This window comes from Ruegeria sp. HKCCA5426 (assembly GCF_013034585.1).
Taxonomy (GTDB): Bacteria; Pseudomonadota; Alphaproteobacteria; order Rhodobacterales; family Rhodobacteraceae; genus Ruegeria.
This window is the reverse complement of record NZ_WQGH01000001.1, coordinates 364,844-389,682: the sequence shown is the minus strand read 5'-3', so window position 1 is coordinate 389,682 and position 24,839 is coordinate 364,844. Positions and strand designations below refer to the sequence as shown.

The following is a 24,839-nucleotide window of genomic DNA, read 5'->3' as shown; positions in this document are numbered from 1 at the left end:
CATGCTGATCCGGCTAAGCCTGCGCCTGCGCATTTTCCTGTTTTTCTGCCTGCTGGCTGTTGGTGGCCTGGCGGTTAGTTCGACCGCGCTGTGGGTCAGTTATCAGCGCATCGCTGACCCAGAACTTATCAATGCGTTTGTCTTTGCGGAAATCCTCATGGCGTTCGGATTTGTCGCTCTGATCGTCGCGGTTTGGCTGTTGTTCGACGACAACGTCGCAAAACCGATTGAGCGGCTCTCGGCTGAACTGCGTGCCCGGGCCCATGCGGGGGTCAGCACCGACATGGACGTTCAGGCCGCAAGGTATCTTGGGGATCTGGCCCCGGCCGCCGCCGGGTTGGCAGGTCAGTTGTCGGAAAAAACCATGGGTGTCGCCGAAGCTGTCGCTGCCGAAACCGCTCATCTGGCTGCTGAAAAGCAAAGGCTGACCGCCCTTCTGACCGAAATTCCGGTTGCCATGGTTCTGGCAAGTCCGACGCATAAGATCGTTCTGTACGACGGACAGGCCGCGCAAGTTCTGGCGCAAATCGCCCACCCCCGCTTGAATTCGTCGCTGTTTGAATACCTGAAGCCGCGCCCGTTGGAAGACGCCTATGCTGCCTTGGCAAAAACAGGGCGGGAAGTCATCTGCGACCTTACGAGTATCGACGGAACGCAAACATTTTCTGCCCGGATGAAACCCCTGGGGGATGCGCCGGGATATATGTTGATCCTCGAAGACAGCGCGGCCAACATTTCGCCCGAGGCAGCCCGACCACTTGTGTATGATTTTGACCTTTTGAACTCTGACACTGACACCGAGTTTGACTCCAAGGCGTTGCGGGACTTGTGTTTTGTCGTATTCGATACCGAAACCACGGGGCTTTTGCCGCATAAGGATGAGATCGTTCAGATCGGAGCAGTCCGGGTTGTGAATGGGCGCATCGTTGCAGGTGAAAACCTTGATATACTGGTGAACCCCGGCATACCCATCCCGCCGGCTTCGACCAAAGTGCACAAGATCAATGACCGGATGGTCCAAGACTCGCCGGACATCACGGAAGCCGGGCGCGTGCTCCACCAATTTGCGCACGACGCGGTCATCGTCGCGCACAACGCGCCGTTTGACATGGCGTTCCTGCGACGGCACGCGAAACGGATGGATGTGGATTGGAACCACCCGATACTTGATACAGTTCTTTTGTCGGCCGTGCTGTTCGGTGCCAGCGACAAACACACGCTGGATGCTTTGTGCGACAGGCTAGACATCACCATCCCGGTTGAACTGCGCCATACGGCACTAGGTGATGCGGTGGCGACGGCTGAAGCCCTCGTCAAAATGCTGCCGATGCTACAGGCGCGCGGGATGAACACGTTTGGGGCGGTGATCGAAGCAACGCGTCAGCACGGTCGACTGCTGGAAGACCTGAACTGAGCGGGAAAAATACGCCGCAGACTCAGCTTTTCGTGGACAATCCCCACATGCCGTGGCACCTGATGCGCGGCCACGGATTGAGCGGAAGATGACGGAAAACACCTTTACACCAACGACAGACCAAAGCGCCGCGTTCCGCGAGGCCTTGGGGTGCTTTGGCACAGGTGTAACCGTTGTAACCACCAATACGGCACAGGGGCCGCGCGCAATCACGGTGAATTCGTTCTCATCCGTGTCTTTGGACCCGCCTCTCGTGTTGTGGTGTCTGGCCAAGGACTCGAACAGATACGATGCGTTCAAGGATTGTCGGCACTATTCCATTCACGTGATGGCCGAGGAACAACAGGAACAGGCCGTGAAATTCGCGCGGAATGGGGAAGATTTCTCGCACGCGGATTGGGTTTCTGATCATATCGGCCGCCCGCAACTGGAAAATTGTCTGGCGCGGTTCGACTGTCACCTGCACGCCTGTCACGAAGCGGGGGATCACCTGATCCTTGTGGGTCAGGTCGAAAAAGTCATGTATCGCACTGGTAAAGGCCTGATCTTCAAACGCGGTCAATTTGGCGGTTTCGCCGACCTGCTTTAGGCGTCAGTCGTCAAGCGAGCCGTGAACGGCCAATGCTTCAAGCTGCGTTTCTTGTGGCGTGATTATCCGGTACGCCTCATGAACACCTGTATCTGACAATTCACGGGCAACCGTCAGCAACGTATTGGGCGCGTGTTCTTCGCACAGTTCGTTCATGTGCGTGATTTCAGACCGCGCGACGTCCAACGCCGCATCGACGGATGGTGCCCCGTAAAGGTGAACGAAGTGTTCAGCAAGGTTCCGGGTGATCTGATCAATCTCGGCCTGTTCAATTTGCGTGACGGCAACAAAAGTCACACGACCAAAGGTTTCCAGCCCCAACCACCCATTTGCAAAAGCCTGCCGTGCCTTGCCTTCAAGATCGCCCTCGCCCCAGTTTGAAAACTCGAACCCGCCGGAAATGCACCACTCACCCGTTCGGGCCGGAGAGTGGAACACATTCAAGTCGCTTTCATCGAAATGGATGGCTCGGGCCAGTTTCATCATCCGTTCTCCAATAACTCCGTCAGCGGCACCAGGTGTGTGTCTGACCCATCTCGGATCAGCATACCGAATCTTTCATCCGTTCCCAGAAAAACGCCCTTATCGCCATAAGGCTCACCAACCCCACGCAATAGACCCATCCATTCAGCATGGAGCGACGCGTTACCGTCCTCTTGCCAGCGGTTGAGCCATGTCAGCGTGTGGCGCGACCAGCTTTCGACCAACTGGGGCGCCGTGACTTCGGCACACCCTTCGTCATAAAGTGCTGTTATATCTGGGTTTTCGCCCGGCGCGTCGCTGGTTTGCAGCAAGGCCAGTTCCCAACCAACAATCAACCAATCCGGCTCGTCATCCGGCGCGTTAGTTGATGCCGCGACGTGAAACACACCGCACGTGGCGCCGTTCACGCGGATCGGTCCGTCCCAATCCAGATGTACCGCGACCTCGGGCGGGGCCAAGGCACCCAGCGCATTCTGGAATCCCACCGAACAAAGCGGCAGCATAGCCATTGCATCCTGCAAGGAAACTTCGGGCGCAAAGACAATGGCAACCCGCAGGCGGTCGGCCTGGATGTTGTAGACCACCGTTCCCGCATCACATCCCAGCGCGGCCATGGCCTGAGCACGCTGGAACGGGTCCTCTCCGCCCTGAACCGGGTGACCCGTCAGCAATGGGGGAAAGACCGGTTCGCTCATGCGTTGCCCTTGGCAATCAGGTCGCGGGCAATCTTGCGGAATGCCTCGGCCTGAGGGCTGTCGGGTTTACTGACCACGATGGGGGCTCCACCATCCGCCGCGACCCGAATGTCCAGGTGCAAGGGAATTTCCCCCAACAACGGAACACCCAGCGACTCGGCTTCGGAGGCAACGCCACCGTGACCGAACACGTGTTCCTCATGCCCGCAGTTCGAACAGATATGAGTGGACATATTCTCAATCATCCCGACGATCGGTGTCTTGAGTTGGTTGAACATGTCGATCCCCTTTCGGGCGTCGATCAGGGCAACATCCTGCGGAGTCGACACAACGATCGCCCCATCCACCTTGAACTTCTGGCTCAGCGTTAGCTGGACATCACCGGTACCCGGCGGCAAGTCGACGATCAGTACGTCAAGCGCACCCCACTGCACCTGGTTCATCATCTGTTGCAGTGCGCCCATCAGCATCGGCCCGCGCCAAACAACCGCCTGACCTTCGTTCGTCATCAATCCCATCGACATCATGGTGACGCCGTGATTGCGCAGCGGCAGGATCGTCTTTCCATCTGGGCTGGCAGGACGACCAGAAACACCCAGCATCCGGGGTTGCGACGGGCCATACACATCAGCATCCAACAGGCCAACACGCCGCCCTTCCGCTGCAAGTGCGCAGGCTAAGTTTGCGGAAACAGTAGATTTACCGACGCCCCCCTTGCCCGACGCCACGGCAATGATCCGGTCAACACCCGGCACAGCTTGCGGTCCGGTCTGCGACGGTTTGGGCTTGGGCTTAAGATCGGGCGGTGCCTTGTCCGAATGCGCGGTCATAAGCGCCGAAACCTTGGCAACCCCGTCCACCATCTGCGCGGCCTGTTCCGCAGCAGCACGAACCGGCTCCATCCGCTCGGCCTGTTTCGGGTCGATTTCCAGAACAAATCTGACGCTATCGCCTTCGACATTCAGTGCACGTACAACACCCGCGCTGACGATATCCTGCCCGGAAACAGGATCCGTGATCTTCTTCAGGTTCGCCAGAACCGCGTCACGCACGCTCATGCCGAAAACCCACTTAGTTGACCTACCATGTGTCTTTGTCTCTTTCTGTTTATTTGACGCATCCGGGGCGGTGCCCTTAGGCTGCTGCCATGCGCCGTGTCCTTTTGTGCCTGAGCCTGACGCTCTCCGCTACCCCCTCTTGGTCGCAAGAGGCGTTGGGACTTGCTGCCCCCACAGAGGTTACAGACTCTGGTCTGTTGCAACATATCCTTCCGCGCTTTTCTCTCAAGACCGGGATACGCGTTATTACGGATGACACGGGCGTTCTTGTTCTGGAGGCGGAACCGCCGGGCGATCCTGTCTTTGCCCGGAACGGCGTAATTTACCACTTGCGTATCCAAGATGACGCCAAACACGAAAGGTTCCGTGACTGGCTGCTTTCGGATATCGGAAAACGCACCGTGGAAGGGTTCAGCCCCAACAGCGGCCCGCCGTTTTCTGCCAGCTTTGAGGTCGCCGCCGTTCAGCAGGAAACCGTAATCGACGGCAATGCAGCATTGGGCGAAGAACTGTCGATGACTCATTGCGGGCGGTGCCATGTGATCGGCCCCAGGAACCGAATGAACGGTCTGGGCTCTACCCCATCTTTTGCGGTGCTGCGCGCGATGCCTGACTGGTCTGAACGGTTTGAGGCGTTTTTCGCCCTTAACCCCCATCCGGCCTTCACGCAAATTGAAGGGCTGACTGCTCCGTTCGATCCTGAACGCCCGTCCCCCATCCATCCTGTCGAAATGACGCTGGATGACTTGGAGGCTATTTTGGCTTTCGTATCCGTCATAAAAGCCGCCGATCTTGGCGCGCCGCTTCAGCTTCAGTGATCCTTTCTTTTTGAAAAATAGTCGTCGGTGGTGACGACCTTTGGCTTCGGATTGGACTGGAAGGGGTTGTCCGTCTGCTGAAACTGCGCGTTCACGCGGCAGTTGTCGCACATCTGGATCATCCGCGCCTTGTCCGAGGTTGCGAACATCGGGTGCGTGCCCGACAGTTTTTCCATGATACGCTCGACTGTCGATTTGACCCCGAACAGCGCCCCGCATTCGACACAGGCGAAGGGTTCTTCCTCATTCAACACCTGCTGAGACAGGGCCGCATCGCTGAGGTCCAGTTGCGGAACAAGCGTTATCGCATTCTCGGGGCAGATCGTTTTGCACATTCCGCATTGCAGACAGGCGTCCTGCTGAAAGTTCAACTGCGGCTTGTCCGGGTTGTCGATCAATGCTCCGGATGGGCACAACGACACGCAACTCAGGCACAAGGTACAGGCGTCGGTGTTGACCGCAACGGCACCATAGGGCGCGCCTTCGGGCAATGGCAACGGTGCCTCAGCTTGTGGATTGAGGGCCTGAGCTGACAACCGCGCAATCTGCCGTCGGTTGCCAAGCGGCAGAACCGGATGAGCCAGCGGAGCCGGGGCGTTTTGTTCGTACAACGAATCGCACAGCGCATCCGGGTCTGCCTCGTCAATCAAACCAAGCGCGCCAATTCCGGCAATCGCCTGCGCCAGTTCAAGCTCACGATCCAATGCGTCCCGTTCCGTTGTCGGCGCAAGCACGACATCAACCCGTGCAAATCCGTGTGCCAGGGCAGCCAGCATTTCGGCATGACCAAAACCGGAAATCACAGCCAACTCGATCGGAATTACATCTGACGGCAGACCCCTGCCGAAACGAGCGGCAAGCCGGATCATTTCCGCCCCATGTGAATCGTGGACCAGCAGCCGAGGGGCCTGCCCTCCGGCCCGGCGATAAGTCCGCGCAAGGATATGCATCCGCGACAGCAAGGCCGATACAGGCGGGTCTTCATACGTGATTGCGGTCGATGGGCAGAGTGCTGCGCACGCTCCGCATCCCGCGCAAATCATCGGGTCAATTGCCACATGCTCACCTGCCGGATTGATTGCGCCGGTCGGGCAGATGTCCAGGCAATTCGTACACCCGACCTGCTCGGCCCGGGAATGTGCGCAAAGGCTTTCCTCAACCCGAACGTAAAGAGGTTTCTCAAACGTGCCAACCAATTGCGCGGCGTCGAACATCATCCGTTCGACGGCGACAGCATCCTTAGGGTCCGCACTCAGATACCCCTCACGTTTGGCGGGGGCCTGCACAAACGGGGTCCCGCCCGTAAGGTCCAATACGATGTCGCAGGACGATTTAGCCTTATCGCGCGGCTCGCTCCAGGCAAAGGCACCTCGCCCACCGGGTTCAAGTTGCTGCAAGGCGTCCATCGACAGGGTGAACCCGCCCAATGCCCCATTCAGCGATTTGATGCGCCCCCGCACAACGTCGTAGGCGCGCGACATTGGTTCGGCGTCGTCCGTCACCAAAACTGTGACGGCTAGCGCGGTTGCCAACCGCTCGGCCACGTCAAAAGCGACAGCTCCGGGTCCGATAATAAAACAGGTCCCTTCGCTGAAAACATCCATACTTGGCGTTATGGGCTGGGGCAACAAAGCCTCGGCCGCAAGGGCGGCCATCTTGGGCGCTGCATCTTTCCCTTGCTCGGACCAGCCTGCACGATCCCGCAGGTCGACGAACCCCGGCGCATCCAATTCCAATTCTTCCGCTAGCGCACGAAATACGTCCTGCTCCTGCCCGCAGGCGATAAGTGTGTCGCCTTCTTGCATTAACGCAGCCGCCGCTTCGATCTCACGGGTACATAGGGCGGTGTGAACCTTTGAGCACGCCACATCACAGGCCGACGCCAGCTTTTCGGCGTCAATGGATTGAGACCCCGCGCAGTCACAAAGAAGTATTTTGGTGCTCATATCCCCTCCCCGGACGTCGCGCCTTTTCTCAGCACAGTAGGCTGTATTCCCAAACTGGCAATGTAAACCCCACCTCAAAAACGGTTGGGTGCAGGTTTATGATCCCATTCAAGCCTTAAAACCAAGGCATCCCACGGGTTCCTCGCAAACTTGCGATCACGGTCTACGACTAAGGTCGTAGATGTCGGGCTTGGCACAGAGCTATTTTGTGTACCATAGTGGACCGAGGGGAAGGCAGGGGAGAGCCTTCCGGGGAGGATTAAGTGGCGAAGGCCGCAAGCCAGATCGAAATGCCAATTGGCGTCGTCGTGCGCAAAACACCCGGTGTAACCCGCTGGGCCAAATGGAACTGGCGCGCCGTTGCCGTTCTGCCCGGTGCGGGACCGGCTGATTGGCTTGAAATGCGACGCGAAGGTGAGGCCATTGAGTACCATGCCGCCACGTTGCCGCTGACCCTCTGGGCAGATGAAACCGAAGCCTACATGGTGAACCTTTCGGACGGGCAACCGTCGGTCTATCTGGTTTTGCGTGACGCGCTGGATGGCAAGCGCCCGATGGACGCGGTTCTGGTCACCGCATCCCCGTTCGAGGGGCAGGACTATGCGGATACCGGAGAAGAGATAGTAGAGAAGATTCCGATGACCGAAGGATTGATTGCCTGGGTTCGGGATTTTGCGTTGGAACATCACCGCGATGAGGTCTTCGTCAAACGCAAGCGAGACAAAAAACGCACTGATCTGGTCGAAGATGGCAAGGGCGATGCACGCATTCGACAAACCTCGGATGTCTACCGTGCCCCGCGGAGGATTCTACAGTGACCGAAGCGCGCGATTTCTGGTCCCGCCGCAAGGCTGCTGTTCAGGCCGAAGCCGATGCCGAACTGTTGACTGCCGAGGAACAGGCAATTTCTGCGCAAAAGGCCGAACTGGAAGAAAAGACAGACGCCGAAATTCTTGCCGAGTTCAATCTGCCCGATCCCGATCAATTGCAGGCCGGGGATGACGTCTCGGGCTTTATGGCCAAAGCTGTGCCTGACCGCCTGCGTCGCCGTGCGCTGCGTCGGCTGTGGCGGCTGAACCCGGTTCTGGCCAATGTCGACGGGCTTGTTGACTATGGCGAGGATTACACAGACGCGGCCTGTGTCATCGAAAATCTGCAGACCGCTTATCAGGTCGGTAAGGGAATGCTGGCTCATGTCGAAGCATTGGCCGCCCAAGCCGAGGCTGACGAGAGCAAGGCTGACGAGGCCGAGGCTGAAGAACCTCAGATCGACTTGCAAGAAACCGACGCGCCGGATGCAGAGCCAGTATTGATGGTAACTGAGATAGAACTTGATGAGCCGGACGAGGTCGAACTGGCCCCTGCCCCGCGCCGTATGAAATTTGAATTCGAAGGATGACCGAATGACCGCAAATGAAGCGCAACAGATGGATGTCTCGGCCGAGGATCGCCTGCGCGCGGATTTCTATAATTTTCTGGGTCTGCTTTTGGCCGGCCCACCGGATCAGATGCTGCTGGATCAGGTGGTTGACCTCAGCGGGGATGACACAGATCTGGGTCAGGCCGTTCAGGCAATGGCACGGGTGGCAAAGGTCACCAAGCCCGCAGCGGCCGAGCGCGAGTTCAACGCATTGTTCATCGGTTTGGGACGCGGAGAGTTGCTGCCTTATGCAAGTTACTACCTGACTGGTTTCCTGAACGAAAAACCTTTGGCCCAGCTTCGCAATGACATGGCCGCGCGTGGGATAACCCGCGCGCAGAACGTGTTTGAACCAGAAGACAACATCGCCTCGTTGATGGAGATGATGGCGGGCATGATCGTCGGGCGTTTCGGCCCGCCTGCTACGTTGGACGACCAGAAAGCGTTCTGGAACAAGCACATTGGCCCCTGGGCCACGCATTTCTATTCAGATTTGGAAGGCGCCGAGAACTCGGTTCTTTATGCCTCGGTCGGTACTGCCGGTCGGGTCTTTATGGAGATCGAGCGCGAAGCCTTCCGAATGTCGGCGTAACCCGCCGCTCGCCGGTGCCCGATGGGCATCAAACCGCAATTGGGACAGGAGGAGCCCATGAGCAAGACCAAGGAAGAAGGCGCAACACGCCGCGACTTCCTCAAACTGGCCGGAACCGCAGCGCCCGCTGCCGTAGCCGCCGCCAGCCTGACCGGGAAAGCCGAAGCAGCCGAGCTGCCGACGGACGAAGCCCGGATGCAGGACACAGCGCACACACGCGCCTATCTCGACAGCGCCCGGTTCTAAGCCGGACGACGTCACACCCGACTGACGGTTGCGATTGGCCCTGACGTCGGCACCAACAGTACCAAGCCAGCCATGGCTTACATGGCCAGCAAGGGAGGAAAGAAATGCTTAGGAAAAAGACCAACGGGGTTGCGAGACGCCCCCAGCGGACAAGTATCCTGTCCCAGGTCGGCGAGAAAACCGTCGATCGCCGCGCATTCCTGCGTGGCTCGGGCCTGACGATCGGCGGCCTTGCCGCGATCAGCGCCACGGGTGGAACCGTGACGCCAGCCAGTGCCCAGACAGCGGCCAACACTGCCGTTGAGAATATCAAATCCGTCTGCACTCACTGCTCGGTCGGTTGTACCGTCGTTGCCGAAGTGCAAAACGGTGTATGGGTCGGGCAGGAACCCGGCTGGGACAGCCCGTTCAACCTGGGTGCACACTGCGCCAAGGGGGCCTCGGTCCGCGAGCACGCCCATGGCGAGCGCCGCCTGAAATACCCGATGAAAAAGGAAGGCGGAGAGTGGAAGCGCATCAGCTGGGAACAGGCGATCGACGAGATCGGCGACGGCATGATGAACATCCGTCAGGAATCCGGTCCGGACAGCGTGTACTGGCTGGGGTCCGCGAAACATAATAACGAACAGGCCTATCTGTTCCGCAAGTTCGCTGCCTACTGGGGCACGAACAACGTGGACCATCAGGCCCGTATCTGCCACTCGACCACTGTTGCGGGCGTTGCGAACACATGGGGCTACGGCGCCATGACCAATTCGTATAACGACATGCACAACAGCCGGGCCATCTTTATCATCGGTGGTAACCCGGCCGAGGCGCACCCCGTCTCGCTGCTGCATATCCTGCGCGCGAAAGAGCAGAACAATGCACCCCTGATCGTCTGCGACCCGCGTTTCACGCGCACCGCGGCCCATGCGGATGAATATGTCCGCTTCCGCCCCGGCACCGACGTCGCTCTGGTCTGGGGTATCCTGTGGCATATCTTCGACAACGGTTGGGAGGACAAAGAGTTCATCCGCACCCGTGTCTGGGGCATGGACCAGATCCGTGAGGAAGTTGCCAAGTGGAACCCGGATGAGGTTGAGCGCGTCACCGGCACGCCCGGCTCTCAGCTACGCCGCGTCGCACGGACCATGGTGAACAACCGTCCCGGCACCGTTGTGTGGTGTATGGGCGGCACACAGCACACCAACGGCAACAACAACACCCGCGCCTACTGTGTTCTTCAGCTTGCGCTGGGCAACATGGGTACCTCGGGTGGTGGCACCAACATCTTCCGTGGCCATGACAACGTGCAGGGCGCGACGGACCTTGGTGTTCTGTCCCACACCCTGCCCGGCTATTACGGCCTGTCCGCAGGGGCATGGGGCCATTGGAGCCGTGTCTGGGGTGAAGATCTGGATTGGCTGAAAGGTCAGTTCGCCACGATCAAGGACAAGGAAGGCAAGGACAAGCCGCTCATGAATGAGCGCGGCATCCCGGTTTCCCGCTGGATCGACGGTGTTCTGGAAGATCCGGCCAACATGGATCAGGACAACAACGTCCGTGCCATGGTTCTGTGGGGCCACGCGCCCAACTCGCAGACCCGCATGACGGAAATGAAGACGGCGATGGAAAAGCTGGATATGCTGGTCGTAATCGACCCGTATCCCACCGTTTCCGCCGTGCTGCATGACCGCACCGACGGTGTCTACCTGTTGCCCGCCTGTACGCAGTTCGAAACACGTGGTTCGGCCACGGCATCGAACCGGTCGCTACAGTGGCGCGACAAAGTGGTTGATCCGCTGTTCGAAAGTTTGCCGGACGAGGTCATCATGGCCAAGTTCGCCAACAAGTTCGGCTGGGCGGACCGTTTCTTCCGCAATATCGAGATGGAAGACCCGGAAACGCCGAATGTTGAAAGCATCACGCGTGAGTTCAACTCGGGTCTTTGGACCATCGGTTACACCGGTCAGTCGCCGGAACGTCTGAAAAGCCATATGGCTAACCAGCACACGTTCGACAGAACCACGCTGCAAGCCATTGGTGGACCCAACGACGGCGAGTACTACGGCCTTCCGTGGCCCTGCTGGGGCACACCGGAGATGGGTCATACGGGGACACCGAACCTCTATGACATGTCCAAGCCGGTGGCCGAAGGCGGCCTGACCTTCCGCGCCCGTTTCGGTGTAGAGCGGGATGGTGACAACCTGCTGGCCGAAGGGGTCTATAGCGTTGGATCGGAAATTCAGGATGGATATCCCGAATTCACGATGCAGATGCTGATGGATCTTGGCTGGGACGGCGACCTCACCGCCGAGGAACGCGCGGCAATCGACGCCGTTGCGGGACCAGAGACCAACTGGAAAACTGACCTGTCTGGCGGTATCCAGCGGGTTGCGATCAAGCATGGCTGTGCGCCCTTCGGGAACGCCAAAGCCCGCGCGGTCGTCTGGACCTTCCCGGATCCGATCCCACTGCATCGCGAACCGCTGTATACGAACCGGCGCGATCTGGTCGAAGACTATCCGACCTACGAGGACCGTCAGGCCTATCGTCTGCCTACCCTTTACGCTTCGATTCAGAAGAACGACTTTTCAAAGGATTATCCGATGATCCTGACGTCTGGTCGTCTGGTCGAATATGAAGGCGGCGGTGATGAGACACGGTCAAACCCGTGGCTGGCTGAACTGCAGCAGGACATGTTCGTCGAGATCAACCCCCGGGATGCCAACAACCTTGGTATCCGTGATGGGCAACAGGTCTGGGTCGAAGGTCCCGAAGGCGGAAAGGTCAAGGTGATGGCGATGCTGACCAACAGGGTCGGTGCCGGTGTGGCCTTCATGCCGTTCCACTTTGGCGGCCATTTCCAGGGGGATGATCTGCGGTCGAAATACCCCGCAGGTGCAGACCCCTATGTCTTGGGCGAAAGTTCAAACACCGCCCAGACCTATGGCTACGATTCAGTGACCCAGATGCAGGAGTCCAAGTGTACTCTCTGCAAGATCTGGGCAGCGTAAGGAGGAAAACGAATGGCTAGAGCAAAGTTTCTCTGCGACGCTGAACGCTGCATCGAGTGCAACGCCTGTGTCACCGCGTGTAAGAACGAACACGAGGTGCCATGGGGCATCAACCGCCGCAGGGTGGTAACGATCAATGACGGCAACCCAGGCGAACGCTCGATCTCGGTGGCCTGTATGCATTGCTCGGATGCGCCTTGCATGGCGGTGTGCCCGGTCGACTGCTTCTATCAGAACGAAGAAGGTGTCGTCCTGCACTCCAAAGACCTGTGCATTGGCTGCGGCTATTGCTTCTACGCGTGCCCGTTTGGCGCGCCGCAATATCCGCAGGCGGGCAACTTCGGATCGCGCGGCAAGATGGACAAATGTACCTTCTGTGCCGGCGGCCCCGAGGAAACGCACTCGACCGCAGAGTTCGCCAAATATGGTCGCAACCGGATTGCCGAGGGCAAACTGCCCATCTGCGCCGAGATGTGCTCCACCAAGGCCCTGCTTGCCGGTGACGGTGACGTGGTCTCGGCCATCTACCGCGAGCGCGTTGTTGCGCGCGGGTTTGGCTCGGGCGCGTGGGGTTGGGGCACCGCCTACGACCAGAAAGACGGCTAAGGCCTTAAAACAAAACGATAGTCCCCGCGTCACGTCGGGGGCTATCGCACTATTATGCGCGGCATCCACCGATTGGTTCCGCCGTACGACTTGACCGTGACGGAGTTGAAATGACCGAAGATATCTACTGGCTGCTGAAGCTGGATCTGAACCCCGAAAAACAATCTGATTTCGAGGCACTGATGGCCGAGATGGTGGCGGCCACCCTTCAGGAAACCGGCGCCAAAAGCTATGAATGGCACCAGAGCGGCAATGCGATCCATATCTATGAGCGTTACGCCAGCTCTGACGATGCCCTGATCCATATGCAGAATTTCGGCGCCAACTTCGCCGAGCGGTTCATGTCCCTACTGACACCCGTGCAACTTGAAGTCTACGGACCTGCGAAAGATGACCTGCGTGCGGCCCTATCCCCGGTTGGCGCGGTCTTTCACCAACAGATCGGCGGGTTCGACCGCTAAGTCATTAACCCACAGGAGGGTGTCCAAATGCGCCTGATCTACTTCCTGCTTGTTTCGATATTCCTAACAGGGGTCGCTTGGGCGCAGGACACTTCCGAAGCTCAGGAGCCCGAACGCGCCTCGACCGGCGGGGCAACCACGCTAGAGGACATCCTTGCCAGACAGCGCGGCGAAAAGGTCGATAACTCGTACCGGTCCGAAAACACCGGTCAAGGAAATGCCGAGGGCCTTTTGGGCCAGCTTGGCACGCGGGGCGTTGCGTCCGACAGCGATGTATATCGCGCGCTGCGCTATGGGTCGGCCGATGTCACAGTATCCTCGAAGGGACCCGCCGCCAGTGTCCTTATTCAGGACGGAGGCATGTGGTGGCTGAACTTTCGCACCGGCCCCCTGCGCGAATATGGTAGCTATATCATTGCTGGCATGGCCGCGATCATTCTGCTGTTCTTCCTGATCCGTGGAAAAATCCGCATCGACGGAGAAAAAACGGGTCGCACCGTTCTTCGGTTCAATGGGTTCGAGCGCTTTGGCCACTGGCTGTTTGCCGGGTCGTTTCTGATCCTTGGGATTACCGGGCTGCTGACGCTTTATGGTCGAGATTTTCTGATGCCTATTTTTGGCAAGGAAGGATTTGCGACGATCGCACAGGGGTGCAAATGGCTTCACAACAACCTTGCCTGGGCCTTTATGATCGGGCTGGTGATTGTCACTATCAACTGGATTTCGCACAACATCCCGAACCGCGTCGATCTGAAATGGCTGGCCGCAGGCGGAGGGCTTTTCACCAAGGGATCACACCCACCCGCCAAGAAGTTTAACGCGGGTCAAAAGATTATCTTCTGGTCCTGTATCCTGTTGGGAATTTCGATCAGCCTCTCGGGTCTGTCCCTGCTCTTCCCGTTTGAGATGCCGCTATTTGCCAAGACCTTCTCGGTTGCCAATGCAACGGGCTTGCCCCAACTGCTGGGTCTGGACCTGCCGACGCAGATGTCCCCGCAAGAAGAGATGCAATATGCGCAGGTATGGCACGTGATGGTTGCGTATATCTTCATCGCCATAATCATCGCACATATCTACCTTGGGTCTGTCGGTATGGAAGGCGCGTTTGACGCCATGGGCACCGGAGAGGTCGAAGAACAATGGGCGCGGGAACACCACTCTCTGTGGCTGGAAGAGGTGCAGGAAAAAGAGGCAGAAAAAGCAGCGGCCTCACCTGCGGAATAAATGCGCGCTCTGGCCTTTGCACTGGTATTGCTTCCCCTGCCCGCCTGGGCGGAGTTCTTTACGCTCAAGGGTCACGGCGGCCCGATCATGGGCATAGCCACGGCACCTGACGGGCGTATCGCAACGGCAAGTTTCGACAATTCCGTGGGTCTTTGGTCTGACCAGACTCCCGAATGGCTGGAAGGACACGAAGCGGCGGTAAATTCCGTCGTGTTCAACGGTACATCCATTTACTCCGCCGGGGATGACTTCACACTCAGACGCTGGCCCGGCGGCGAAGTATTGGGGCGACATCAAGGCAAGATCGTCAGTATCGCGGCCTCAAAAACCCATGTTGCAACGGCAAGCTGGGACGGCACGATAGGCGTTTGGCCGGTGGACGGGTCAGCCCCCGTGGTGCTTGGCCCGACCGGAAGTGGTGTGAATACAGTGGTGTTTTCGCCTGACGGATCGAAACTATATTCCGCAGGAATGGATGGCGCGCTACTGGTGTGGGACCTGAGCACAGGTCAGGAAACCTTGCGTTTGGTAGAGCATGGTTTCGGCATCAACGAGCTGATTCTGAACTCTCAGGACAATTGGATCGCATATGGGGCCGTTGACGGCGTTACCCGCATCCGGGACCTGACAACCGGGGAAGAACAGGATTTTACCCTGGATCGACGCCCGATCCTCGCCCTGGCCCTCAGCCCAGACCGGAGCCTTTTGGCGGTGGGTGACGGAGAAGGCTATATCATGGTCATCGACACAGTCGAATGGCGCATTGCACAGGATTTTCGCGCCACCCTGCGCGGACCGGTCTGGGCCTTGGCCTTTTCAGCAGATGGCCGCAATATCCACGCCGGAGGCATTGATGAGGCCATGTATAGCTGGCCGGTTTCAGATCTTGGCGATCAGGAAAAGATGGCGTCTTCCGAACCCAGCTTTCTGAAAAACCCAAACGAAATGGGCAATGGTGAACGCCAATTCGCCCGCAAATGCTCGATCTGCCACAGCCTGACACCCGATGGTCAGCGGCGCGCCGGACCGACGTTGCACGGTGTCTTCGGCCGCAAGGCAGGTACGCTGCCGGGATATTTCTACTCGGAGACGCTGCAAGACTCTGATATCGTTTGGAATAGCGAAACGATAAATGCTCTTTTCGACGAAGGGCCTGACCACTACATTCCGGGGTCAAAGATGCCGATGCAGCGGATCACGCAACCCAGCGACAGGACAGACCTTATCGCTTTCTTGCGTCGTGCCACGGCGCCCGAAAACTGAGCCGGAGGAGAACATGAAAGCCTTTCTTGCCGCCGTCGCCGCGATGGTCGTGATTACCGTGGCAGCCCCGTACGCTTTGGGCCAGCTTGGTTTCAGTGCCGCAGACGCCGGGACCGGCTCATCCGTGCGATTGGACTAGATGCCCGAATACCTGACCACGAAAGAGCTGGCTGACCTGCTGCGCATTGGCGAGCGTAAAGCCTATGACCTTGCCTCTTCGGGCGAAGTGCCTTGTGTGCGCGCGATGGGAAAGCTGTTGTTTCCACGAGCCGAGGTTATCGCCTGGTTGAACGCGTCACGGACTGGCCCGCAGGTGGCTGAACCGCCCCTGCCCCCGATTGTCGCGGGCAGCCATGATCCATTGCTGGATTGGGCCTTGCGTGAAAGCGGTTCTGGCCTTGCGACATATTACGATGGCTCGTTCGACGGTTTGAACCGGCTCCGGGACCGAACCGCGCAGGCCGCAGCCCTCCACATTCACGAAGATGACGGGTTCAACGAAGGCGCTTTGCGGGATCAGTTGGGTGAAGCCCCCGTCGTCTTATACGAGATAGCAAGGCGGCAACGCGGATTGCTTCTTGCCCCCGGTGTCACTGGAATTTCAGAGTTCGGTGACCTGAAAGGCCGACATGTCATTTTAAGGCAGGACAGCGCGGCCAGCCAAAGGTTGTTTGACACTCAGCTCGCCACCCTCGGGTTGACGCGCGATGATCTGGACACCCTTCCAACCTGTGCCCGAACCGAAGAAGAGTTGGCCATCGCCCTGCATGACGGTAAGGCCGAAGCGGGTTTTGGCCTTGGTGCATTGGCCGGCCTTTACGATCTTGAGTTCGTGCCGACCCACAGTGAACGGCTGGACCTTGCCATCTGGCGGCGCGCCTATTTTGATGAGCCTATGCTCAAGCTCCTCAGCTTTGTTCAATCCGACAGGTTTGCCACACGCGCTGCTGAGTTTGGTGGATATGACCTGTCAGGGCTGGGCTCGATCCACCATAACGGGGCCAGCGGCTGATTTTACTGCGCGTTCGGGAAGAATAGCTGCTGACCGTCTAGTTTGTAGGACTCGATCGCAGCCTGCCCGTCAGGACCGATCAACCAGTCAATGAACCGCTGCCCTGCGGCAGCCCGAACGCCTGGATGCTTTTCAGGGTTAACCAGAATAACTCCGTACTGGTTGAACAAGCGCGGGTCGCCCTCGACCAGAATATCAAGGTTTCCCTTGTTCCCGAATGACTGCCACGTCGCGCGGTCCGTCAGGGCGTAGGCCCCCATTCCGCTGGCGACATTAAGCGTCGCACCCATACCGGACCCCGTTTCGCGGTACCAAGTGCCTGACGCCTCGGTCGGGTCAATCCCTGCTGCCGCCCAATGATCTAGTTCTGCCTTGTGCGTCCCGCTGTCGTCCCCACGCGAGGCGAACGGAGCCTCCGCCCGTGATACAGCCGTCAAAGCCGCGGCGATATCTGTCCCGCCTTTGACTTTTGCAGGATCTGATTTTGGCCCGACGAGGACAAAGTCGTTATACATCACGTCAAACCGCTCGACCCCCCAACCGTCGGCCACGAACTTCTGCTCGGCCGGCTTTGCATGGACCAACAAAACATCACCATCCCCGTTGATCGCATTGCGTATCGCCTGCCCCGTACCTACGGCAACAACCCTGACGTCGATCCCGGTTTCTGCCTCATACCCCGGTAGGATATAATCCAGCAGACCCGAATTCTGCGTCGAGGTTGTTGATTGCACCACGATAAAAGGTGCTTCGGCCACGGCTGCCGTAACTGTCAGGCCGAGCGTTACCAATGCTGCCCGAACGAATTTCCGGATCATTCTGATCTCCGCTAATTGATTATGTTACCAACCCACCGGCAAGATAACGGCGCGATGCATCGCTTTCCGGTGCATCCAGTACTTGTTTGGCGGCCCCATGTTCAACCACGCACCCGCCTTGCATCATCACGATATCAGCGGCCAAGCGGCGCGCCTGTCCAATATCGTGGGTGACCATGACGATCCGCACCCCCCGGTTCGAGGCCCGCTGGATCATTCTTTCGATCGTTTGTGTGGCACTGGGGTCCAGTGCGCTGGTTGGTTCGTCAAGGAACAAGGTTTCAGGGTCCAACGCCAGCGCACGCAGGATAGCAAGGCGCTGTGCCTCGCCCCCAGATAACGATCTTGCAGACTGGCGCGCCTTGCCTTCAAGCCCACCCTCGCCCAGCAATTCCTCGATCCGGGCTTTGCGGATACGGCGTGGAACGCCTTGTCGCTTCAAAACAAAATCTAGATTGGCCGCAACGGATCGCCGCAACAAAACGGGTTGTTGAAATACCATCGCCTGCCGAGCTTTGTGTTCCAGACCAAGTGGCGCTCCGTCCTGTTCGACCTGCCCGCGATCTGGTGCAATCAGCCCATGCAGGCACCGCAAAAGCAGGCTTTTCCCCGATCCGTTCGGGCCAAGGATCAAAGTTGGCCCCGGGCCATCCAAAGACAGACGCGGCACCGTCAACAGAGCCTTACCGTTGCGCGCTATCTCAAGATTGCGAACGGACAGACGCCGGACTATCTCGGGGGTCAGATCACGCATGGCGCAGCCCCTCTTGCTCGGCACGCAGGCTTAGCGTGCTGACTATCGCATTCACGGCCACAGCTATTCCGATCAGGATCGCGCCCAAGGCCAGCGCCAGCGCAAGATTGCCCTTGGATGTCTCAAGCGCGATGGTCGTGGTCATCACCCGCGTCACATGGTTGATATTTCCGCCGACAATGATGACCGCGCCCACTTCGGCAATCGCGCGTCCAAAACCGGCCAGTAGCGCAGTTATCAAAGCCAGCCTTGCGTCCCACAAAAGTACCGGGACCGAGGCCAGACGCGACACCCCAAGCGACCGCAACTGTTCCGAGTATTCTTCGGCCAGCATTTCGATCACTTGCCGGGTCAGCGCAGCGACGATGGGTGTGACCAAAACCACCTGAGCGATGATCATCGCCGTCGGCGTATAAAGCAGCTCCAACACGCCCAACGGTCCCGATCGTGACAGCATCAGATAAACCAAAAGGCCAACAACAACCGGAGGGAACCCCATCAAAGCGTTCATGACTATGATCAGAACCCTTCGTCCCGGAAACCGTGCAACGGCCAGCGCCGCCCCAACCGGCATCCCGATCAACGCTGAAATCAGCACCGCAAAAACCGAAACCTTAAGGGAAAGCAACACAATCGCCCAAAGCTCTGAATCGCCTTCAAGGATCAGAGATATCGCTGCGCTGAATTCTGATGCAAAACCTTGCATATTCTCCCTTTGATTGTGAAATGCTCGCTAAACGCCACTAATTTCAGGATAATACTAGGCCATTTTCGGCTTAAGTACACGCACATTTACGACACTGAAAAAAGAAACGCGGCCCCGAGTGGGACCGCGTAGTGTTGGTATAATGAACAAGTTCAGTTCAAGGCTGCATCGGTAATTTGATGGGTCCAGGCACCATCAGGCTGCTTGGTGATCACCGGGTCTGAACCACCTGCCAGCAGCGTGCCAACAGTCCGCTCAAAATCCGCCGGATCCAGCGCGCCATTCGAACCTGCGGTCAGCTTGGCAATCTCGCCCATCATGCGCTTTTGATGTTCTTCGGTCTGAGCGCCCGTCGCATCATTTTCCAAAACGATATCCGCTGCTTCATCCGGGTTTTCTTCGGCGTATTTCCAACCCTTCATCGAGGCGCGTACGAACCGCTCCATCTTATCGACGAATGCATCATCACTAAGGTTCTCTTCCAGAACATACAGACCGTCTTCCAGCGTCGCGACGCCCTGATCTTCGTATTTGAAGGTCACGAGCTCATCGGGGCTGACGCCTGCATCAATGACCTGCCAGTATTCATTGTAGGTCATAGTGCTGATGCAATCGGCTTGACGCTGCAACAGCGGGTCAACGTTAAAGCCCTGCTTCAGAACTTCGACACCGGATTCGCTCTTGCCGCCTGTGTCGATACCAAGCTGGCTCATCCAGCTCATGAACGGGAATTCATTGCCAAAGAACCAGACGCCCAGCGTGCGGTTCTTAAGATCTTCGGGCGAGGAAATTCCTGCGTCCTTCCAGCAGGTCAACATCATGCCCGAGCTTTTGAACGGCTGCGCAATGTTCACCAGCGGCAAACCCTTTTCCCGTGCAGCAAGCGCCGCAGGCATCCATTCAACGGTTACATCCGCACCGCCGCCCGCAATCACCTGAGTGGGCGCGATGTCGGGACCACCAGGCAAGATTGTGACGTCCAGCCCTTCTTCCTCGTAGAACCCTTTGTCCTTGGCCACGTAGTATCCCGCGAACTGAGCTTGCGTGACCCACTTCAATTGCAGTGTCACTTCGTCCGCTGCCAGTGCAGCACTGGCTGCCAAACTAAAGGCGGCAACCGCCCCGCTAAGTAGCTTCTTCATCTTCATGTCTCCTAGTTGCTGTTGATGCCCCGTTTTCGGGGTCTGTTAAGGTTTTGTTGTTATCCTCGTTGCGACGGATGCCAGAACGTCACAGCCTTTTCGATCATCGCCATCAAGCCATAGAACGCTGTTCCGGCCAATGCCGCGACCACGATTTCTGCCCAGACCATATCCAGCGAAAGCTGACCGACACTGGTCGAAATCCGAAAGCCCATTCCCAATGTTGGCGAGCCAAAAAACTCGGCCACGATAGCACCGATCAAAGCAAGGGTCGTCGAGATTTTCAAGCCATTGAAAATAAACGGCATTGCGGCAGGCAGGCGCAGCTTGAGGAAACTCTGCCAATAGGTTGCGGCATAGGTCTCCATCAGATCGCGCTGCATGGCAGTCGCCTCGCGCAGCCCTGCGACCGTGTTTACCAGCATTGGGAAGAACACCATGACAACGACAACCGCCGCCTTGGACTGCCAATCGAACCCGAACCACATGACCAGAATGGGCGCCGTCCCTACAATCGGCAGGGCTGCCACGAAGTTCCCCACAGGCAGCAGCCCCAGGCGAAGAAAGTCCCAGCGATCCACCGCGATTGCCGTCAGGAAGGCCGCGCCGCACCCAATAATATACCCGCTCAAGGCCCCCTTGATGATGGTCTGCACAAAGTCAGCCCACAGGATGGGCAAACTGTCGGCAAACCGCACGGCGATGACCGACGGGGCCGGCAGAATGACCAATGGCACCTCAAGCCCGCGGACGACCAGTTCCCAAATCCCGATAATCGTCAGGCCAAAGATCAACGGTGCAAGGAACCGAACCATTCGCGTATCCGCATAAGGCCCGCTGGCGAGGCGACTGTTTAGCCACCAGCCAAACAGCCACAGCAGGATTGCACACAAAACCAACATCATTGCGCTATCCCCATCCGCTTTAGAACCGTCCGTTCGATCAGCCCAAGCGAACCGACAAGACAGGCCGCCAATATCGCGGCAGCAAACAGCGCCGACCAGATTTGCACCGTCTGACCATAGTAGCTGCCGGCGAGCAGACGCGCTCCCAGCCCGGCGACAGCACCGGTCGGCAGTTCTCCGACAATGGCCCCGACCAGCGAGGCAGCGATACCTATCTTCAATGAGGTGAACAGGTACGGCATCGACGCAGGCAGGCGCAGTTTCCAGAACCCTTGCGACCGACTGGCGTTATAGGTGCGCAACAGGTCAAGCTGCATCGCATCGGGGCTTCGTAGACCTTTGACCATACCCACGACGACCGGGAAGAAACTCAGATAAGCCGAAATGACGGCCTTGGGGATAATCCCCTGAATGCCTACGGAATACAGAACCACAATGATCATCGGGGCCAAAGCGATGATCGGGATCGTCTGGCTGACGATGGCCCAAGGCATCACCGACATATCCATAACGCGGCTATGCACAATTCCGACCGCCAGCAAAATGCCCAAACCTGTCCCAATCGCAAAGCCCAGAACCGTCGCGCTGAGCGTCACCCAGCCGTGATAGATCAGCGACCGTTTCGAGGTAATCTTCTTCAGAACCGTCGTCTCCCACATCTCAATCGCAACTTGATGCGGTGCGGGCAGACGGGGGCGATCCTGTTCCCATGTTGCGGGAATGGCAAAGCTGTTGTTTAGCACCAGACCCAGCTCGGACATATCCCGGCGATCCTTGGCCGAAGGCGGCTGCACTTCGGCACCTGCGCGTTCCTGCTCGGTCAGAACCCCTTTGATATTCATCGGAACACACGCCGCATACCAGAAGGCCACGATCACGGCGAGGACAGTAAGAACCGCCCAGAACGCTTTGAAACCAGAACTATTCATCCGAGTGCCCCGCCCGCAGCCCTTCACGCACGCGATGGGCAACTTCGATGAATTCCGGCGTGTCGCGGATGTCCAGAGGCCGCTCTTTGGGCAGAGGGCTGTCGATCACATCCGTAATCCGACCCGGCCGGGGGCTCATGACCACAATCTTGGTGCTGAGATAGACCGCCTCGGGGATCGAGTGCGTCACGAACCCGATAGTCTTTTCCGTCCGTGCCCACAGCGCCAGAAGCTGTTCATTCAGGTGGTCGCGCACGATCTCATCCAGCGCGCCAAAGGGTTCGTCCATCAGAAGGATATCAGCATCAAAGGCCAATGCCCGCGCGATACTGGCCCGCTGCTGCATCCCACCTGACAACTGCCATGGAAACTTCCCACCAAACCCTTCAAGGTCAACGAGTTCCAAGACCTTCTTGACGCGATCCTCTTGCTCGGCTGAGGAATAGCCCATGATCTCAAGCGGCAGTTTGATGTTCTTGGAGATGGTCCGCCACGGATACAGCCCAGCGGCCTGAAACACATAGCCATAGGCCCGGTTCCGCCGCGCCTCATCCGGGGTCATGCCATTGACGGTCAACGTCCCGGCTGTCGGCGTCTCAAGCGCCGCGATGCAACGCAGGAAGGTGGTCTTGCCACAGCCCGAGGGGCCGATAAAGCTGACGAAGTCGCCCTTTTCGATCGTCAGGTTCACGTCCTTCAGCGCGTGAACCGGACCGTCATTGGTTTGAAACGTGAGGTCGAGTTTGGTGGCTTCGACAACAGCGGACATATTGGTTTGTTCTTTAGGCATTGTTACTCAGAGTTAGGAAGTACGACCCTAGCTGCGATCATCGCGGCTGGGACTCCAAAGATAAGCAGGAAGACATTCTGAAAGGGCTGACTTGCAAGGGCAAAGACCCAAAATAGTGCACTTGTCATCCCCCAGGAGAATACAGCCACAGATGCAGCGGCAACCAGTGTGGGTCCGTGACGACCGATTGGGAGACTGGTGGAGACGTGACGCATAGTCACAAAAACGACGCAACCTGGAAACAACGCACACAACAGTATCGAGCCCCAGATTGGCCACCCAAGCAACAAAGTTATCGTCAACATCGACAAGAGACTGGGGCCCAAGTTCACTATACCGATTTCAGGTAGAGCCAACATTACACCCAATACCAAAAAAGCAAGCACAGCGATCACCGTGGCTAGAGTCGCGAACGTGATAAACTGCATTGGAGTTGGACAATCCAAGCTTCGCGTCAACCTTAAACCCCCGTCGCCGGGATGCCCGTCCGTTCAACGGGCCGCGGGGCCGTCAATTCCTTCCAAGTGCTGAGCGCCCGGTTCACATGCCCGTTCGGCTCACGCGCGACGAACTCACCATGACCCTCCTGCGTACGGATTTCCCCGTCATGCACTGCCACCTGCCCGCGTGTCAGGGTAAAGCGTGGCAGGCCCTTGACCTCTTTGCCCTCAAACACGTTGTAGTCGATCGAGGACTGCTGCGTCTCGGCGCTGATCGTCTTGGTTTTTTCGGGATCCCAAACAACGATATCCGCATCCGCGCCCACAAGAATGGCGCCCTTTTTAGGATAGCAATTCAATATCTTGGCAATGTTGGTTGAAGTAACAGCCACAAATTCATTCGGGGTCAGACGCCCGGTGTTTACGCCATAGGTCCACAGCATCGGCATCCGATCTTCCAACCCGCCGGTCCCGTTGGGGATCTTGGTGAAATCACCCACGCCATATCGTTTCTGATCGGTCGTAAAGGCGCAATGGTCCGTGGCCACCACGCTCAGCGTTCCAGAATGCAGCCCGTTCCACAAGCTGTCCTGATGCTGCTTGTTGCGGAACGGAGGGCTCATGACCCGGCGCGCGGCATGATCCCAATCTTGGTGGAAATACTCGCTCTCATCCAAGGTCAGGTGCTGGATCAAAGGCTCCCCCCAAACCCGCTTGCCCTGCATCTTGGCCCGGCGAATGGCCTCATGCGCCTCTTCACACGAGGTATGGACCACATACAAAGGTACCCCCGCCATATCTGCAATCATGATGGCACGGTTCGTCGCCTCCCCCTCAACCTGCGGAGGGCGGGAATAAGCGTGCGCTTCCGGCCCGGTATTACCCTCGGCCAGCAGCTTGGCGCTGAGCTCAGCGACCACATCGCCATTCTCGGCATGAACCATCGCAATCCCGCCCAGTTCGGCCAGACGCTTGAACGAGGCGAACAGCTCATCGTCATTCACCATCAGCGCGCCCTTATAGGCCATGAAATGCTTGAAAGTGTTGATCCCCCGCGTCTCGATCACGGTCTTGATGTCATCAAACACCTGCTCGCCCCACCAGGTGACGGCCATGTGGAACGAATAATCACAATTCGCGCGCGTAGACTTATTGTCCCAGCGTTTCAATGCATCCAGCAGGCTTTCGCCCGGATTAGGCAGCGCGAAATCTACCACCATCGTGGTGCCCCCGGCCAAAGCCGCCCGCGTCCCGCTTTCGAAGTCATCGCTGGAATAGGTGCCCATGAACGGCATCTCCAGATGCGTATGCGGATCAATCCCGCCCGGCATCACATAACATCCGGTCGCATCCAGTTCCTTGTCACCCTTCAGATCCATCCCGATTTCAGTGATCACGCCATCTTCGACCATCACATCCGCCTTATAGGACAAATCCGCGGTCACGACGGTCCCGTTCTTGATAACAGTGCTCATTTTGATCTCCCTGTTGCGGTCTGCGCCGCTTGCTTCATCTGGCTAAAAATATCC

At 58.0% G+C, this 24,839-nt stretch carries 26 protein-coding genes; 14 read left to right on the top strand and 12 right to left on the bottom strand.

The window, feature by feature from the left end:
- The first annotated feature begins 1 nt into the window (after window position 1).
- Together GOV87_RS01915 and GOV87_RS01910 are read left to right on the top strand one after the other, a co-directional pair.
- Window positions 2–1,414, top strand: a complete 1,413-nt coding sequence (locus tag GOV87_RS01915) for a 3'-5' exonuclease (RefSeq protein ID WP_171210634.1) — start codon at window positions 2–4, stop codon at window positions 1,412–1,414.
- 88 nt (window positions 1,415–1,502) lie between these two features.
- The gene (locus tag GOV87_RS01910) at window positions 1,503–2,003 is read left to right on the top strand and encodes a flavin reductase family protein (RefSeq protein ID WP_171210633.1); all 501 of its coding nucleotides are present in this window, start codon (window positions 1,503–1,505) and stop codon (window positions 2,001–2,003) included.
- Between the two features lie 3 nt (window positions 2,004–2,006).
- On the opposite strand, the gene GOV87_RS01905 is transcribed toward GOV87_RS01910, so the two are convergent.
- Genes GOV87_RS01905 through GOV87_RS01895 form a run of 3 tightly spaced genes read right to left on the bottom strand, consistent with a single transcriptional unit; the run spans window position 2,007 to window position 4,239 of the window.
- Window positions 2,007–2,486: a DUF6505 family protein gene (locus tag GOV87_RS01905; RefSeq protein WP_171210632.1), complete on the bottom strand. Its 480-nt coding sequence runs from the start codon at window positions 2,484–2,486 to the stop codon at window positions 2,007–2,009.
- Window positions 2,486–3,181 (bottom strand): biotin/lipoate--protein ligase family protein, encoded by a 696-nt coding sequence (locus GOV87_RS01900; protein WP_171210631.1) that lies wholly within the window; start codon window positions 3,179–3,181, stop codon window positions 2,486–2,488. Before GOV87_RS01900 ends, GOV87_RS01905 begins: the two co-directional genes overlap by 1 nt.
- The gene (locus GOV87_RS01895; protein ID WP_171210630.1) at window positions 3,178–4,239 is read right to left on the bottom strand and encodes an Mrp/NBP35 family ATP-binding protein; all 1,062 of its coding nucleotides are present in this window, start codon (window positions 4,237–4,239) and stop codon (window positions 3,178–3,180) included. The genes GOV87_RS01900 and GOV87_RS01895 overlap by 4 nt, the downstream gene beginning before the upstream one ends.
- A gap of 89 nt (window positions 4,240–4,328) precedes the next feature.
- Here GOV87_RS01895 and GOV87_RS01890 point away from each other — a divergent pair, with 89 nt between their 5' ends.
- Entirely contained in the window at window positions 4,329–5,057 is a 729-nt protein-coding gene (locus GOV87_RS01890; RefSeq protein ID WP_171121157.1) for a cytochrome c, read from the top strand.
- On the opposite strand, the gene GOV87_RS01885 is transcribed toward GOV87_RS01890, so the two are convergent.
- Window positions 5,051–7,003, bottom strand: a complete 1,953-nt coding sequence (locus GOV87_RS01885) for a 4Fe-4S binding protein (protein WP_171210629.1) — start codon at window positions 7,001–7,003, stop codon at window positions 5,051–5,053. The two genes, GOV87_RS01890 and GOV87_RS01885, sit on opposite strands and share 7 nt — an antisense overlap.
- A 263-nt stretch (window positions 7,004–7,266) precedes the next feature.
- On the opposite strand from GOV87_RS01885, the gene GOV87_RS01880 reads away from it, so the two are divergent.
- The 11 genes from GOV87_RS01880 to GOV87_RS01835 all read left to right on the top strand — a co-directional run bounded on the left by GOV87_RS01880 (window position 7,267) and on the right by GOV87_RS01835 (window position 16,826).
- Window positions 7,267–7,821, top strand: coding sequence for a DUF3305 domain-containing protein (locus GOV87_RS01880; protein ID WP_171210628.1), 555 nt, complete (start codon window positions 7,267–7,269; stop codon window positions 7,819–7,821).
- The gene (locus GOV87_RS01875) at window positions 7,818–8,402 is read left to right on the top strand and encodes a DUF3306 domain-containing protein (protein WP_171210627.1); all 585 of its coding nucleotides are present in this window, start codon (window positions 7,818–7,820) and stop codon (window positions 8,400–8,402) included. The genes GOV87_RS01880 and GOV87_RS01875 overlap by 4 nt, the downstream gene beginning before the upstream one ends.
- A gap of 4 nt (window positions 8,403–8,406) precedes the next feature.
- Window positions 8,407–9,015: a molecular chaperone gene (locus GOV87_RS01870; protein WP_171210626.1), complete on the top strand. Its 609-nt coding sequence runs from the start codon at window positions 8,407–8,409 to the stop codon at window positions 9,013–9,015.
- A gap of 57 nt (window positions 9,016–9,072) precedes the next feature.
- Complete coding sequence (locus tag GOV87_RS01865) at window positions 9,073–9,261, top strand: ubiquinol-cytochrome c reductase iron-sulfur subunit N-terminal domain-containing protein (protein WP_171210625.1); 189 nt, start codon at window positions 9,073–9,075, stop codon at window positions 9,259–9,261.
- Window positions 9,262–9,365: 104 nt separating this feature from the next.
- Window positions 9,366–12,260 carry a formate dehydrogenase subunit alpha gene (locus GOV87_RS01860; RefSeq protein WP_171210624.1) on the top strand — a complete coding sequence of 965 codons (2,895 nt, stop codon included), beginning with the start codon at window positions 9,366–9,368 and terminating at the stop codon, window positions 12,258–12,260.
- A gap of 12 nt (window positions 12,261–12,272) precedes the next feature.
- Window positions 12,273–12,866, top strand: a complete 594-nt coding sequence (gene fdh3B, locus GOV87_RS01855) for a formate dehydrogenase FDH3 subunit beta (RefSeq protein ID WP_037307340.1) — start codon at window positions 12,273–12,275, stop codon at window positions 12,864–12,866.
- A gap of 110 nt (window positions 12,867–12,976) precedes the next feature.
- Window positions 12,977–13,327 carry a putative quinol monooxygenase gene (locus GOV87_RS01850; RefSeq protein WP_171210623.1) on the top strand — a complete coding sequence of 117 codons (351 nt, stop codon included), beginning with the start codon at window positions 12,977–12,979 and terminating at the stop codon, window positions 13,325–13,327.
- A 27-nt stretch (window positions 13,328–13,354) separates the two neighbouring features.
- On the top strand, window positions 13,355–14,551 hold the full coding sequence (locus GOV87_RS01845; RefSeq protein ID WP_171210622.1) for a formate dehydrogenase subunit gamma: 1,197 nt from the start codon (window positions 13,355–13,357) through the stop codon (window positions 14,549–14,551).
- A complete protein-coding gene (locus tag GOV87_RS01840; protein WP_171210621.1) occupies window positions 14,552–15,814 on the top strand; it encodes a c-type cytochrome in 1,263 nt (420 codons plus the stop codon).
- Between the two features lie 13 nt (window positions 15,815–15,827).
- Complete coding sequence (locus GOV87_RS20525) at window positions 15,828–15,953, top strand: hypothetical protein (RefSeq protein ID WP_256367661.1); 126 nt, start codon at window positions 15,828–15,830, stop codon at window positions 15,951–15,953.
- Window positions 15,954–16,826 carry a helix-turn-helix transcriptional regulator gene (locus GOV87_RS01835; protein ID WP_171210620.1) on the top strand — a complete coding sequence of 291 codons (873 nt, stop codon included), beginning with the start codon at window positions 15,954–15,956 and terminating at the stop codon, window positions 16,824–16,826.
- Between the two features lie 2 nt (window positions 16,827–16,828).
- Here GOV87_RS01835 and GOV87_RS01830 read toward each other — a convergent pair whose 3' ends face one another.
- From GOV87_RS01830 to hydA, 8 genes are all read right to left on the bottom strand, one after another.
- Window positions 16,829–17,644, bottom strand: a complete 816-nt coding sequence (locus GOV87_RS01830) for an extracellular solute-binding protein (protein ID WP_171210619.1) — start codon at window positions 17,642–17,644, stop codon at window positions 16,829–16,831.
- 19 nt (window positions 17,645–17,663) lie between these two features.
- Window positions 17,664–18,398 (bottom strand): ATP-binding cassette domain-containing protein, encoded by a 735-nt coding sequence (locus GOV87_RS01825; protein ID WP_171210618.1) that lies wholly within the window; start codon window positions 18,396–18,398, stop codon window positions 17,664–17,666.
- Window positions 18,391–19,104: an ABC transporter permease gene (locus tag GOV87_RS01820; RefSeq protein WP_171210617.1), complete on the bottom strand. Its 714-nt coding sequence runs from the start codon at window positions 19,102–19,104 to the stop codon at window positions 18,391–18,393. The genes GOV87_RS01825 and GOV87_RS01820 overlap by 8 nt, the downstream gene beginning before the upstream one ends.
- Before the next feature lie 152 nt (window positions 19,105–19,256).
- A complete protein-coding gene (locus GOV87_RS01815; RefSeq protein WP_171121144.1) occupies window positions 19,257–20,246 on the bottom strand; it encodes an ABC transporter substrate-binding protein in 990 nt (329 codons plus the stop codon).
- Between the two features lie 59 nt (window positions 20,247–20,305).
- A complete protein-coding gene (locus GOV87_RS01810; RefSeq protein ID WP_171122945.1) occupies window positions 20,306–21,151 on the bottom strand; it encodes an ABC transporter permease in 846 nt (281 codons plus the stop codon).
- Window positions 21,148–22,080: an ABC transporter permease gene (locus tag GOV87_RS01805; protein WP_171210616.1), complete on the bottom strand. Its 933-nt coding sequence runs from the start codon at window positions 22,078–22,080 to the stop codon at window positions 21,148–21,150. Before GOV87_RS01805 ends, GOV87_RS01810 begins: the two co-directional genes overlap by 4 nt.
- On the bottom strand, window positions 22,073–22,870 hold the full coding sequence (locus GOV87_RS01800; RefSeq protein WP_254447293.1) for an ABC transporter ATP-binding protein: 798 nt from the start codon (window positions 22,868–22,870) through the stop codon (window positions 22,073–22,075). The genes GOV87_RS01805 and GOV87_RS01800 overlap by 8 nt, the downstream gene beginning before the upstream one ends.
- Window positions 22,871–23,330: 460 nt before the next feature.
- Window positions 23,331–24,785 carry a dihydropyrimidinase gene (gene hydA, locus GOV87_RS01795; protein WP_171210615.1) on the bottom strand — a complete coding sequence of 485 codons (1,455 nt, stop codon included), beginning with the start codon at window positions 24,783–24,785 and terminating at the stop codon, window positions 23,331–23,333.
- Window positions 24,786–24,839: the final 54 nt, after the last annotated feature.